The 13,196-nt window shown below is 65.7% G+C and carries 10 protein-coding genes; 4 read left to right on the top strand and 6 right to left on the bottom strand.

What is annotated here, in order from left to right; genetic code table 11:
• Positions 1-3 precede the first annotated feature (3 nt).
• Entirely contained in the window at positions 4-426 is a 423-nt protein-coding gene (locus tag V5B60_RS03260) for a F0F1 ATP synthase subunit epsilon (RefSeq protein ID WP_332345600.1), read from the top strand.
• 65 nt (positions 427-491) lie between these two features.
• Here the strand turns inward: V5B60_RS03260 and V5B60_RS03255 are convergent, their stop codons facing one another.
• The 6 genes from V5B60_RS03255 to V5B60_RS03230 form a co-directional block, all read right to left on the bottom strand.
• The gene (locus V5B60_RS03255; RefSeq protein WP_332345599.1) at positions 492-1,079 is read right to left on the bottom strand and encodes a ubiquinone biosynthesis accessory factor UbiJ; all 588 of its coding nucleotides are present in this window, start codon (positions 1,077-1,079) and stop codon (positions 492-494) included.
• Positions 1,080-1,095: 16 nt separating this feature from the next.
• Positions 1,096-1,839 (bottom strand): bifunctional demethylmenaquinone methyltransferase/2-methoxy-6-polyprenyl-1,4-benzoquinol methylase UbiE, encoded by a 744-nt coding sequence (ubiE, locus tag V5B60_RS03250; RefSeq protein ID WP_332345598.1) that lies wholly within the window; start codon positions 1,837-1,839, stop codon positions 1,096-1,098.
• Positions 1,840-1,865: 26 nt separating this feature from the next.
• A complete protein-coding gene (locus V5B60_RS03245; RefSeq protein WP_332345597.1) occupies positions 1,866-2,294 on the bottom strand; it encodes a DUF971 domain-containing protein in 429 nt (142 codons plus the stop codon).
• Between the two features lie 136 nt (positions 2,295-2,430).
• Positions 2,431-4,038 (bottom strand): hypothetical protein, encoded by a 1,608-nt coding sequence (locus V5B60_RS03240; protein ID WP_332345596.1) that lies wholly within the window; start codon positions 4,036-4,038, stop codon positions 2,431-2,433.
• Between the two features lie 39 nt (positions 4,039-4,077).
• A complete protein-coding gene (locus V5B60_RS03235; RefSeq protein WP_332345595.1) occupies positions 4,078-4,509 on the bottom strand; it encodes an HIT family protein in 432 nt (143 codons plus the stop codon).
• A gap of 273 nt (positions 4,510-4,782) precedes the next feature.
• Complete coding sequence (locus V5B60_RS03230) at positions 4,783-8,658, bottom strand: DUF3683 domain-containing protein (protein WP_332345594.1); 3,876 nt, start codon at positions 8,656-8,658, stop codon at positions 4,783-4,785.
• Between the two features lie 242 nt (positions 8,659-8,900).
• Between V5B60_RS03230 and V5B60_RS03225 the strand changes: the two genes are divergently transcribed.
• The 3 genes from V5B60_RS03225 to V5B60_RS03215 are packed head-to-tail and all read left to right on the top strand — an operon-like array spanning position 8,901 to position 13,132.
• Complete coding sequence (locus V5B60_RS03225; RefSeq protein WP_332345593.1) at positions 8,901-11,099, top strand: type I secretion system permease/ATPase; 2,199 nt, start codon at positions 8,901-8,903, stop codon at positions 11,097-11,099.
• Complete coding sequence (locus V5B60_RS03220) at positions 11,096-12,514, top strand: HlyD family type I secretion periplasmic adaptor subunit (protein WP_332345592.1); 1,419 nt, start codon at positions 11,096-11,098, stop codon at positions 12,512-12,514. The genes V5B60_RS03225 and V5B60_RS03220 overlap by 4 nt, the downstream gene beginning before the upstream one ends.
• A gap of 3 nt (positions 12,515-12,517) precedes the next feature.
• On the top strand, positions 12,518-13,132 hold the full coding sequence (locus tag V5B60_RS03215) for a helix-turn-helix transcriptional regulator (protein ID WP_332345590.1): 615 nt from the start codon (positions 12,518-12,520) through the stop codon (positions 13,130-13,132).
• Positions 13,133-13,196: the final 64 nt, after the last annotated feature.

Raw genomic sequence — 13,196 nt, 5'->3', positions numbered from 1 at the left:
ACCATGGCAATCAGAGTACATGTTGACGTCGTCAGCGCCGAGGAACTGATCTTTTCCGGGCAGACCGATTTCGCCGTCTTCCCTGGCGAGGCCGGCGAGTTGGGCATCTACCCGAAGCACACCCCGTTGCTGACGCGCATCAAGCCCGGGACCGTCCGTCTGAAAGTCCCGGACCGCGATGAGTACGAGCTGGTATACGTTTCGGGAGGCATGCTCGAAGTACAGCCGGAACTGATCACCGTTCTGGCCGACACGGCAATCCGGGCGCACGACCTGGACGAAGCGAAGGCAGCGGAGGCCAAGCGTCGGGCGGAAGAAGCACTGCGCGATCGCACCTCGGATATCAGTCTGGCGACCGCGGAAGCGGAACTGGCACAGGCGGTTGCCCAGTTGCAGGCCATCAAGAAACTGCGCAACCGTCATTAGCAGCTGCTGCCGGCGACAGCAGCCAGCAGGCAGGGGCAGCCGTCAGCGCGGTTGCCCTTTCTTGTTCATGGAGTCTGGCGGCTCGCTTCCAGCCTTCTCAACCTCTTTTCCAGGCGCGCGAAGTCGTCACGAAGCAGGTCGACCTGTTCGCAGAAGCCGTGGATGTCGCGTCGATTGGCGATCTCCGCCGCTTCCTCGGTCAGGTACTCTGCGACCGCGCCTGCCAACCTGTTTGCCGCCTGCCAGTGCCAGCGGGCGACGTGTCCGGCCAGCTGCAGACCACGACGGGCGGCGATGTCGCCGACCAACTGCGACAGATCCTCCTCGATATCCCAGCGCAGGTTGCCGAAAACCTGGCCCAGGGTCTGCGCCAGATCGGCCGAGCCGGCGATCGTCGCCGCCGAGAACACCGCAGCCCGGTCGCCAAGAAGCCGTGCCGGAGTGTCTGCAGGAAGTTCGATGCTGACTGTCGGGCTCGTTCCGGCGGCGTCCCGTTGCAGCAGCCCGTGCTCGTCGATGACCACCCGCAGGAACTCGCGTCCACCAAGGCGCAGGCTTGCGGTCTTGCCGACGAATGTGGCAAGGCGTTTGCGTGCCCAGTCGTCGGCTGCCAGCAGGTGGTTGGCGAAAGGCAGCACGACCGGGGCGATCATCGCGCGGTGGCCAGATTCAGAACTTGAAGCCGCGATGCAGCGCCACGACACCCAGTGCAAGGTTGAAGTATTCGACGTTTTCCAGTCCGGCTTGCGCCATCAGTTCCTTGAGCGCCTGCTGGTCGGGATGAACACGAATCGACTCGGCCAGGTAGCGATAGCTCGCCTCGTCACCGGTGACCATCTGGCCAAGGCGCGGGATCAGCTTGAAGGAGTAGAAATCGTAAGCTGGGGCCAGCGGCTTCCAGACGCGGGAAAACTCGAGTACGAGCAGTCGCCCGCCGGGGCGCAGCACGCGCCGCATCTCGGCCAGTGCCACGTCCTTGTGCGTCATGTTGCGCAGACCGAAGGCAACCGTCACGCAATCGAAGTGCTCATCCGGAAACGGCAGCTTCTCGGCATCACACTGCGCCACGGCAACGATGAAACCCTTGTCGGCCAGGCGATCGCGGCCACGAGCAAGCATGGCGTGGTTGATATCGGTCAGCCATACCTCTCCTTCGCCAGCCAATCTCCTGGCGAACGCCAGCGACAGGTCGCCGGTCCCTCCGGCAACGTCGAGTATGCGCCAGCCGGGGCGGACGCCACTCTTGGCGATCGTGAACGCCTTCCAGAGGCGGTGCAGGCCTGCCGACATGAGGTCGTTCATCAGGTCGTAGCGCTCGGCGACCGAATCGAAGACATCTGCGACGTGCCGGGCCTTCTGGTCCTCAGCGACTTCCTGGAACCCGAAGTGGGTCATGCTCTTGTCGCTGGTCATCCCCCCGCCCCGGACCGTGATCGTCGTCAGGATTTCTTGCAGCCGCCAGCTACCTTGACGGACGGTGCCGCAGGCGGCGACTCGCCATCGCGGCTCGCGCCGGCGAGTCGCAGGCGATCCAGGTAGCTTTGCCAAAGCGTGTCATGATTCCTGCCCAGGTCATAGAGCAGATCCCACGAATACAGTCCGCTGTCGTGTCCGTCGGAGAAGACCGGCCGGATGGCGTAGTTGCCGACCGCCTCGACTCGGTCGATGTCCACCGTGCGCTTGCCGACCTGCAGGACCTCCTGCCCCGGTCCGTGGCCGCGCGCCTCAGCCGACGGCGTGAAGACGCGCAGGAACTCGTAGCTCAACTGGAAGCTCTCGCCGCCATCGAAGCTCACTTCCAGCAGGCGCGACTTCTGGTGCAGCTTGATCTCGGTCGGGATTCTGGTACTTGCGTCCAGGCCAGCCATTGCGGTCTCGGTACGGGTTGACGACGCCACATGATAACGCAAAAACGGCGCACCGGCGGCCGTGGGATGCCAGCTGCGGCCGGATCGAGGCGTCGCCGGTATTCCACGCGGATCCTTGGGCCGCCGCGCGCCGCCGCTAGAAGGCGACGAAGCTGACCCGCTCGAAATCCGGGCCATCGCCGGTCACGTGTTGCAGCCGCACGCGCGTCAGCCCTTCGTCGTAGACTTCAAGGACTCGTTGTGGACGATACCAGCCACGGGGAATGATCAGCGTCGGCTCCGAACCCATCGCCGGCAGCGCCGGCAGCAGGAAGGCACGGCTGAAGAGCGCGGATGAATCGGCATCGATGCCCAGCATGCGGGCGGCGATGGCCCGAGGTCTGCCGGGCAGGGCCGCGACCCCGACCGTCAGGCTGTCATCGTTCTCCTGCATCAGCCAGATGACCTGCGCCAGCAGGTAGGAGTGGCCGTCATGGGGGCAAAGGGCAAGCAACTGGCCACCTTCGATCCTCGTACCAGCGAGCGAGCGCAGCATGCGGAAGCCGTTGGCGCACTGGTCGAGAACGGTCCAGTTGTCGAGGTGGAGCCCCAACTGCGACTGCCGGACCTCGAGAACCTGAGTCGGATCCAGCATGTGGCGAAAGGCGAAAAGGCTGTCGAAATCCTGGCGCGAATACGCGTTGCCACTTTCCGGCTGAGTGAACTCGCTGCCCAAGATGTGGAAGTGCATGCCGACGAAGCCGGTGCACACCTTGGCGGTGCCCGCAGCATCGTGGCGACGGAAGCGGCGCCCGGAGCGCATCAGGCACCACGGTCGATAGAGCCGGTTGAGCAGGCGCTGACACCGTCCCGTACTGCAGTCTTCACCAAGCCCCAGTTGTGCCGGCGCGATGCGCTGCTGCAGTTGCGTCCTCGCGGCGCTGATCTGCATCGCCAGACGAGAGGTCTCGAGGCGGCGGATGTGGTCGCTCACCCGGCCACCGACCGGGCTCCGCGGGCCGCCATCGTGCATCAGATCGGCCACGAGCGCCGGGAGTGGCTCACCCGCGACAGGCGGCTGCAGGCTGACCAGTGGTGCCCAACTGTTCGCCCAGCGGCGAACGAGACCGAGATCGACGGCGGAGAGGCTGTAGGGGCCGGCAAGTTCGAGCAGCAGCAGGGCGACGGTGGCCGCCATGCAATGCGTGCTGCGCCCATGGCAATCGAGAGAATCGGCGACCGGCAGGGTTGCGATGCCCCACTCCTCGGCGCTGGCGTAGTAGCCGTGCAGGTTGAGCCACAAGCCTGCCGGTAATTGGCGGCGGGCTCGGAAGTGCTCGGTGATGGCCATGCCCGTGTAGTAGATGCAGCGATGCAGGATCAACGCCAGGCGTTCGGCCTGCGCAGCGCTGTCGCCGGGACCCTGCAGTTGTGCGCAGTGGGCGTAGGCACGAGCGGCCTTGAGCCAGGTTCCAACCACTTGCCGGAAGGCTTCCTCCTCGCTGCGGCCGAGTGGCAGCGCCTTGTCCGTGTAGCGTCGCGCGAGTTCCTCCTCGATGAAGCAAAGCGAGATGCGCGTCTGTTCGAGGAGTTGCAGGTACACCTCGGCGGCTGGCGGACTCTGCAGCAGGCTGTCGAGGAAGTGGTTGATCTCGCATTCGGCGCGCTCGGAGTTCGCCAGGGGAAGGCGGGAAAGAAGCTCGAAGCCGCTCTGCAGGTCGGCGATCCTCCTTCCTGCTCGGGCTTCAGCGAGGGCTGCGTTCATGATGTCCTCCTCTTTTTCTTCCATAAAGCGAAGCGAACACTAGCGAGTGCGTAGGGCGTGGATGATCTGGTCCGCCAGGCGACGACCGTCGACCTCGCGGCGGTGCGCCGCGTGCGCACGCTGCGGCGTTGCCCAGACCGGCTGCGGGAAGTGCCGGTCATCCCGCCAGCGCGGAATCACGTGCCAGTGCAGATGCGGCGTCATGTTGCCGAGGCTCGCGAGATTGATCTTGTCCGGCTGGTAAAGGGCGCGAATCGCCTTCTCGACGCCAAACAGCACGTGCATCAGCCGTATCCGTTCCTCTTCGCTGAGATCAGTCATTTCGCGCACATGGCTGTTGAGGATGACGCGGCAGAAGCCGGGGTAGTCGGGGTCACCGACGGCCACGACGCGACACAGCTCGCTCTCCCAGATCACCTCTCCGCCAGGTGATTGGCACAGCTCACAATCCTCGATACGGTGTTCCGGCACCTGCAGACTCCTCGTCAATCACGCGGCGCTCCAGAGCCGCCTTGAGGCGAACGATACGCACGCGGGTGGACCAGCGTTAGGAAATAGGTCACGGTCGGGGAGCTGAGAGACGCAGTCCTGTGGCAAACTTCACCAGTCGTCGCGCATCGATCCTTGCTTGGAGCGCCGACCCCGACGCGTGTGTGTACGCACCGGCCGGCCGGCGCAGAAGCAGGCGCGTGCCGTCGGGGCTCGCGGCGAGCCAAGCGGGGGGCGACGGCTGGCTGTGGCTTGCTAGAGGAGGACCCGTTCGATGCCGCCATCGCTGGCGGCACTGAGGTAGCGCGCCATCCAGTCATCGCCGAGCCGCCGGCGCACGATCTCGACGACGATGTAGTCGGCGACGGTGTCGGCGTCGCCGTTGTAGCGCGACAGTCCCTGCAGGCACGAAGGGCAGGCCGTCAGGAGCTTGACCTCGCCACTGAAACCCGTGCCGCGCAGCCTGGCGGCAGCTTTTTCGATCACTTCCTGCTTGCGGAAGCGGACTTGCGTCGATACGTCCGGGCGCGTCACCGCCAGCGTTCCCGACTCGCCGCAACAGCGCTCGGACAGTTCGACTGCCTGCCCCATCAGCTGGTTGACGACCTTGATTCCCGGCATCGTGCGCATCGGCGCATGACACGGGTCGTGGTACAGGTAGCGGCTGCCGCTGATCCCAGGGAGCCGGACACCCTTTTCGAGGAGGTACTCGTGAATGTCGAGCAGGCGACAGCCGGGGAAGATCTGCTCGAAGTGGTACTTCTCGAGCTGGTCCATGCAGGTGCCGCAGGAGACGATGATCGTCTTGATATCCAGGTAATTCAGCGTGTTGGCGACACGGTGAAAGAGCACCCGGTTGTCCGTCGTGATCCGGCGACCCTGGTCGGCTTCGCCGGCTGCCGTCTGCGGATAGCCGCAGCACAGATAGCCCGGCGGCAACACCGTCTGCGCGCCGATCTCCCAGAGGATCGCCTGCGTCGCCAGTCCAACCTGCGAGAACAGGCGCTCCGAGCCGCAGCCCGGGAAATAGAATACCGCTTCGCCATCGTAATCCGCGGCGGCAAGTTTTCGCGGGTCACGGATGATCGGCACGATGCGCTCGTCCTCGATGTCGAGGAGCGCACGCGCCGTGCGCTTCGGCAAGCCGGACGGCAGCGGCTTGTTGATGAAATGAATGACCTGCGAGCGCAGCGCTGGCGCGCCGACCGTCGCCGGCGGCTGCCGGGTCTGGCTGCGCAGCAGCCCCAGCGACACGGCAGCGCGATGTGCCAGCCGCTGTCCCCGGTAGCCCCAGTCGATCATCAGCTTGCGCACGAGCTTGATCGTCACCGGATCCTTCATCGTCAGGAAGGCCATCGCTGCCGCCTTGGCAGGGACGAACTTCTTTCGTCCCTGTTCGCGCAGCAGGTTGCGCATGCCGATCGAAACGTCACCGAAGTCGATATCGACCGGACAGGGGTGGACGCACTTGTGGCAGATGGTGCAGTGATCGGCGACGTCGCTGAACTCGTCGAAATGCCGCAGAGAGACGCCGCGGCGAGTCTGTTCCTCATAGAGGAAGGCCTCGATCAGCAGCGAGGTCGCGAGGATCTTGTTGCGTGGCGAGTAGAGGAGGTTGGCGCGCGGCACGTGCGTCGAGCACACCGGCTTGCACTTGCCGCAGCGCAGACAGTCCTTGACCATCGCTGCGATGTGGCCGATCTCGGATTGTTCCATGATCAGCGATTCGGTCCCGAGCAGCGAGAAGGACGGGGTATACGCCCGCGCCAGGTCGCCGCCCGGAAGGAGTTTGCCCTTGTTGAAACGACCGGCGGGATCGACCCTCGACTTGTAGTCGCGAAACGGCTGCATCTCCGCTTCGCTGAGGAACTCGAGCTTGGTCATGCCGATCCCGTGCTCGCCGGAGACGACGCCATCGAGCGCGCGCGCCAGGTGCATGATGCGTTCGACGACCGCGTAGGCCGTCCGCAGCATCTCGTAGTCATCCGAGTTGACCGGTATGTTCGTATGCACGTTGCCATCGCCGGCGTGCATGTGCAGGGCGACGAACAGGCGGCTGCGCAGGACCCGGCGCTGGATCGTCGCGATCTGCTCGAGCACCGGGCGATAGACGACCCCGTCGAAGATTCCCGCGAGCTGCGGCCGGAGCTCCGTCTTCCACGAAACGCGCAGTGAGTGGTCCTGCAGACGATGGAACAGCGTTGGCGCCGGCGCCTGGTTCTGCAGCGGTCCGGCAGAGATGCCCAACGCGTCGAACTGCTTCTCCGCCTCCGCCAGTGGCAGGTCGAGGTGGTCGAACAGCCATTGCCAGCGGCAGCGCACGCCGCTGACTGCCTCCAGCGCAGCCGCCCGCCGCTCGCCGACCAGTGCCTCCTCGTCCAGCGCGGCGTCGCCCTGATGCAGCGGCAGGCTGCCGCGCAGGAAGCGCTCCAGCGCATCGCACAGCGCCAGCTTGTTGCGCAGCGACAGCTCGATGTTGATGCGCTCGATGCCGTCACAGTACTCACCCATGCGCGGCAGTGGAATCACCACGTCCTCATTTAGCTTGAAGGCATTGGTATGGCGGGAGATGGCAGCGGTGCGCGCGCGGTCGAGCCAGAACTTGCGCCGTGTTTCGCCGTCGACGGCGATGAAACCCTCGGCGCCGCGCAGGTTGCACAGGCGCACGACCTCCGACGCGGCGCGCATCACGGTCGTCTCATCGTCACCGACGATGTCGCCCAGCAGCACCATCTTCGGGCGCCCGGCGGTTTCCGCGCGACGCTTTGCCTTGGTGGCGTAGCCGACGGCGCGCAGGTAGCGCTCGTCGAGGTGCTCGAGGCCGGCAAGCAGGACACCGCTGAGTCTGCCGGCACCGCCGGGCTTGAAGTGATCGGTGATCTCGACGATCGCTGGCACGGCTTCGCGCACTTGGCCGAAGAATTCGAGGCAGACGGTCCGCGTGTGCCGCGGCATCCGATGCAGGACCCAGCGCGCGGCGACGATCAGGCCGTCGGTTCCCTCTTTCTGCACTCCCGGCAGACCGGCGAGGAACTTGTCGGTGACATCCTTGCCGAGGCCGCTGCGGCGAAACTGCACCCCGGGGACCGTGAGGATTTCGGGTTCGCCATAGGGGGTGCGACCGTCGCGTCGCAGGCGCCTGATCTCGAAGCGCACCCATTCCTGTTCGTGGATCTTGCCCAGGTTGTGATCGAGGCGGGTGATCTCCATTTCGTGCCCGGTGGCGTCGACCATCTTCCACCAGACCAGATTGTCGAGGGCGGTGCCCCAGAGTACGGCCTTCTTGCCGCCGGCGTTCATCGCGATGTTGCCGCCGATGCACGAGGCCTCGGCCGACGTCGGGTCGACGGCGAAGACGTGGCCGGCAGCAGCGGCGGCTTCGGCGACGCGGGCGGTGACGACTCCGGCGCCGGTGCGGATCGTCGCGCAGGGCCTGTCGCAACCGGGTAGCGTCAGCTCCTCGACGGCGCCGAGGTCGATCAACTTCTCCGTGTTGATGACGGCGGCGAGCGGGGTCAGGGGGATCGCGCCCCCCGTGTAGCCGGTGCCGCCGCCACGCGGGATGATGCTCAGACCGAGCTCGATGCAGTCACGCACCAGCAGTGCGATCTCCGCCTCGCTGTCTGGATGGAGGACGACAAAGGGATACTCGACGCGCCAGTCGGTGGCGTCCGTGACATGCGAGACGCGCGCCAGCGCATCGAAGGCGATGTTGTCGCGGCGCGTGTGCCTCGCCAGCACGCGGGTGGCCCGGGCACGCAGCCGGACCGTCTCGGCGAAGTGCCGCTCGAAGTCGTCGACCGCCTTGCCTGCGGCGACCAGCAACTGCTGTACGCGGCTGTTGCCGTGCCGCCGCTTTTCGATCTCGCGCAGGCGATGGCGCAGCGCGTCGACCAGCGCGTCGCGGCGCGAGCCACTGGCCAGTAGATCGTCCTCGAGGTACGGGTTGCGCTGCACCACCCAGATGTCGCCGAGCACCTCGTAGAGCATGCGTGCCGATCGGCCGGTGACCCGCTCGGCGCGCAACTGGTCGAGCAGCAGCCACATCTCTTCGCCGAGCAGGCGTATGACGATCTCGCGATCGGAAAACGACGTGTAGTTGTAGGGAATCTCGCGCAGGCGTGCGTCCATGCATGTTCCCGGCGGCTGCCAAAGGATGCATTCTAACTTACCGCAATGCAGCATCGCAGCGTTTGCCGGTTCCTTCGAGCGGCGCGCTCAAGCATTGCAGTCGCGCTGCCGTAAGCTAAGATGCCGGATCGAAGGTGTACCCGGTGGATTGACGAGGAGGAAACAATCTTGATGGCGATCTGTCACGAGTCCGCCCTTTGTGACGAGCCGCAGTTGCCGAAGCCGCGGCTGGAGCCCGTGTGATGCCGGTCACGCCCGCACAGGACACGACGGCCAGCGGCGAGCGCGGCCGGTCCGCTGCTGGTCTGCGCGAGGATCTCCTGCATCACGACCCACTTCTGGCGTGTCTCGTCGAACTGACGCGGCTCCATGGCCGACCGAGTACGCGCGCAGCGTTGTCGGCCGGGCTTCCCTTGGGCGCCGAGCGACTCACTCCTTCGCTCTTCTCGCGCGCGGCTTCGCGGGCGGGGATGGCCAGCCGGATCGTCCGCCGTCCTCTCGAGCGCATCGATGGCAGCCTGCTGCCGGTGATCCTGCTCCTCGCGGGCGACGAGGCCTGTGTTCTCCTCGGTTGGCAGGATGACGGCGAAACGGCTCGCCTGCTCTTTGCCGAGACCGGCCAGGGAGAGGTCCTGCTGCCACGTGCGGTGCTGGGCGAGCGCTACCTCGGCATCGTCATCTTCGCCCGACCGCGCTTCAGCTTCGATGCCCGCACGCCGGAAGTCGGCCAGGTGGCCGATCGTCATTGGTTCTGGGGGGCGCTTATCGAACAGCGGGGCCTGTACCGCGACGTGCTCGGTGCCGCGCTTCTGGTCAATGTTTTCGCCCTGGTCATGCCGCTGTTCGTGATGAACGTCTACGATCGCGTCGTTCCCAACAACGCCACCGACACGCTGTGGATGCTGGCGCTTGGCGTGCTCCTGGTGATCGCCATGGACTACATGCTGCGCCTGCTGCGCGGCCGCTTCATCGACCTCGCCAGCGCGCGCATCGACGTCAAGCTGTCGGCGTTGATCATGGAGCGGGTTCTCGGCATGCGCCTCGAGACGAGACCGGCGTCGGTGGGCTCCTTCGCCGCCAACCTGCGTTCGTTCGAATCGGTGCGCGACTTCATCGCCTCGGCCACCGTCTCGGCGTTGATCGATCTGCCCTTCGCGCTGATCTTCCTGCTGCTGATCGTCTGGATCGCCTGGCCCCTGGTCCTGATCCCGTTGCTGGGCCTGGTCGTCGGCGTGGTCTACGCCTATCTCGTGCAGCACCGGATGCACGAGCTGGCGGAAACGACTTACCGCGCCGCGGCGCAGCGCAATGCCGCACTGATCGAGAGCCTGACGGCGCTGGAGACGATCAAGACGCAGTGTGCCGAGGGTGTCGTCCAGAACAAGTGGGAGCGGACGACGGCGTTCCTCGCGCGCAGCGGGGTGCAACTGCGCCTGCTGTCGTCGTCGGCCAGCAACGGAGCGGCAGCGGTGACGCAGGTGGTCAGCGTCGCCTTGGTGATCGCCGGTGTCTACCTGATCCAGGAACGCCTGCTGACCATGGGCGGGCTGATCGCCATCAGCATGCTCGGTGGCCGCGCCATCGCGCCGCTGGCGCAGGCAGTCGGACTGCTGATGCAGTATCAGAACGCGCGCATGGCCCTGTCCTCACTGGACCAGATGATGGCGCAGCCGATCGAGCGCCCGGACGCGACGGCCTTCGTCCATCGACCGGAACTCAGCGGCGAGATCGAGTTCCGCGACGTTTCATTCAGCTATCCGGAGCAGGGCGAAGCGGCGTTGCGCAACGTCTCGCTGCGCATCGTGCCGGGCGAGCGCGTCGTCATCATCGGCCGCACCGGCTCCGGCAAGAGCACGCTGCAGAAGCTGATGCTCGGTCTCTACCAGCCGGGCAGCGGCGTCGTCCGCATCGACGGCATCGACCTGCGTCAGCTCGACCCGGCCGACCTGCGGCGCAACATCGGTTGCGTCGGCCAGGACGCGACCCTCTTCTACGGTACCCTGCGCGAAAACATCGCCATCGGCGCACCCTACGCCGATGATGAGGCGATCGTCGCCGCCGCCGAGCTCGCTGGCCTGGCGCCGTTCGTCAATCGCCACCCGAAGGGCTTCGACATGCTCATCGGCGAGCGCGGGGAATCGCTCTCGGGAGGTCAGCGGCAGGAGGTGGCGATCGCCCGCGCGGTCCTGCTGGATCCGCCGATCCTGTTGTTCGATGAACCGACCAGCGCGATGGATTTCTCGACCGAACAGGCTTTCAAGGAGCGCCTGATGCGCTTCGCGGCGCACAAGACGGTGGTCCTCGTCACCCATCGGACGAGTCTGATCGACCTTGCGACGAGAATCATCGTCGTTGATGAGGGTCGCATCGTCGCCGATGGACCGCGCGCAGAGGTAGTCGCCGCCCTGCAGTCCGGGCGAGTCGGACGGGCAACGCCATGAGCAAGCCGCTGCTCGTCCTCCTGCGTCGTCTCCTCGGCGGACTCGAGTGGCTGCGGACGCGCCTGCAGCCGGCCTTCGACTCCTGGGTGAATCGTGCGATCAACGTTGAGAAGGAGCGTGAGCAACAGGGTTTTGCCGCCGACAGCGATTACGCCATCCTGCAGCAGGAGCCTCTGCGGGCGCGTGTTCTGCTGAAGTCGATTGCAGTCGCTTTCGCCGTGTTCGTGATGTGGGCAGCGGTGACGCGGGTGGACGAGGTGACGCGTGGTGAGGGCAAGGTCATCCCGTCGCGCCAGTTGCAGGTGCTGCAGAGTCTCGACGGCGGCGTCGTGGACGAGATCCTGGTCCACGAAGGGGATATCGTCGAGCCCGAGCAGATCCTGCTGCGTATCGACCAGACGCGCTTCGTCTCGTCGGTGCGCGAGAGCCGAGTGCAGTACACAGCGCTGGTGGCAAAGGCCGCACGCTTGCGGGCCCTCGCCGAAGGTGGTGCGTTTGCGCTTCCGGACGAGGTTCTGCAGGAGGACCCGAAGACCGCCGAAGAGGAGCGACGCCTGTACGAGTCCCGGCGCAGCGAACTCGAGACGACGATCTCGATCGCTCGCCAGCAACTCGCGCAGCGCCAGCAGGAACTGGTCGAGGTGCGTGCCAGGCACGAGCAGGCGAGCAAGGCGCATGAACTGGCGGCACGGGAACTCGCGGTGACGAAACCGCTGATCGGCTCGGGTGCCGTATCGGAAGTCGAACTGCTGCGCCTCGAGCGCGACGTGGCGCGATTCCGCGGCGAGCGTGAAATGGCTGCGGCGCAGATCGGCCGCCTGCAGTCGGCCATCAACGAAGCCAACCGCAAGATCGAGGAAGTCGCCCTGGCCTTTCGCAACGAGGCTGGAAAGGAATTGGCGGAGACGATGGCCCGTCTGAAGAGCCTCGCCGAAGGAGGGGTCGGCCTCTCCGACAAGGTCAGCCGATCGGTCCTGCGTTCCCCGGTCAAGGGCACGGTCAAGCGTCTGTTGGTCAACACGGTCGGTGGTGTCGTCCAGCCGGGGAAGGACATCGTCGAAATCGTCCCGCTGGAGGATAACCTCCTTCTCGAAGCACGGGTCCATCCGCGTGACATCGCCTTCCTGCATCCGGGTCAGAAAGCCGTCGTCAAGTTCACGGCCTACGATTTCGCCATCTACGGTGGTCTCGAAGGCAAGCTGGAGCACATCGGTGCCGACACCGTGGTCGACGACAAGGGCAATGCGTTCTACGTCGTTCGCGTACGCACGCACCAACCGACGCTCGGCAACAATCTGCCGGTCATTCCCGGTATGGTGGCCGAGGTGGATATCGTCACCGGCGACAAGAGCGTCCTCTCGTACCTCCTCAAACCAGTTCTTCGTGCCAGGGCACGTGCCTTCTCGGAACGTTGAGGGATGCGCCAGCTTTTTCTCTCGGCCGACGCGCGTCAGCGGGACTCCTGGCGGGAAGCGTTTCCGGACCTGATGGTGGGGTACCTCGATGAGGTGCCCGCGGATGCGGCGATCACATGGGCGCTGCTGCCAGCCGGACGCGACGTTGTCGAGCTGATCGCGAAAGTGCTTGGTTCTCTGGCAGGGCGCCCGCTCGTCATCCTGGCAGACGAACCGGACGAGGAAATGGCGTTGGCTGCCCTCAATGCCGGCGCGGCGGGCTTCTGCAATGGCCACGCTGCGCCGGTGGTCCTGCAGCAGGTGGCGGCTGTCGTCGGCAGCGGTGGCATCTGGATCGGGCAGGGTTTGATGAAGCGTCTGCTGGCGGCCACTGCCCGGCTGCTCGGCGAGCGCGATACGGCCCGCGCTGCCTGGCGCAGCAAGCTCACTCCCCGCGAGCAGGAGGTGGCCGTGGCGCTCGCCAAAGGCTCCAGCAACAAGGAGATCGCCCGCCAGTTCGGCATCAGCGAGCGTACCGTGAAGTTCCACGTCAGCGCCCTGTTCGACAAGCTGGCGGTGCGCGATCGGCTGCAGCTCTCGCTGGTCGTCAATGGTGTGGACCTCGGCGCCTGCACCTGAACCGCGCCGCACCGGTACCCGTACTTCAGTACAGTAGGCGAGTGTCGTGCCCAAGCGTATCGTG

Origin of the sequence: Accumulibacter sp., assembly GCF_036625195.1 — a bacterium.
Classification (GTDB): Bacteria; Pseudomonadota; Gammaproteobacteria; order Burkholderiales; family Rhodocyclaceae; genus Accumulibacter.
This window is presented reverse-complemented; position numbering and strand designations above follow the sequence as displayed.

Coding starts and splice junctions, on each gene's coding strand:
- V5B60_RS03260 (WP_332345600.1), top strand. CDS start 4: ATGGCAATCAGAGTACATGTTGACGTCGTCAGCGCCGAGGAACTGATC.
- V5B60_RS03255 (WP_332345599.1), bottom strand. CDS start 1,079: ATGATCGCCCCGGTCGTGCTGCCTTTCGCCAACCACCTGCTGGCAGCC.
- ubiE (WP_332345598.1), bottom strand. CDS start 1,839: ATGACCAGCGACAAGAGCATGACCCACTTCGGGTTCCAGGAAGTCGCT.
- V5B60_RS03245 (WP_332345597.1), bottom strand. CDS start 2,294: ATGGCTGGCCTGGACGCAAGTACCAGAATCCCGACCGAGATCAAGCTG.
- V5B60_RS03240 (WP_332345596.1), bottom strand. CDS start 4,038: ATGAACGCAGCCCTCGCTGAAGCCCGAGCAGGAAGGAGGATCGCCGAC.
- V5B60_RS03230 (WP_332345594.1), bottom strand. CDS start 8,658: ATGGACGCACGCCTGCGCGAGATTCCCTACAACTACACGTCGTTTTCC.
- V5B60_RS03225 (WP_332345593.1), top strand. CDS start 8,901: ATGCCGGTCACGCCCGCACAGGACACGACGGCCAGCGGCGAGCGCGGC.
- V5B60_RS03220 (WP_332345592.1), top strand. CDS start 11,096: ATGAGCAAGCCGCTGCTCGTCCTCCTGCGTCGTCTCCTCGGCGGACTC.
- V5B60_RS03215 (WP_332345590.1), top strand. CDS start 12,518: ATGCGCCAGCTTTTTCTCTCGGCCGACGCGCGTCAGCGGGACTCCTGG.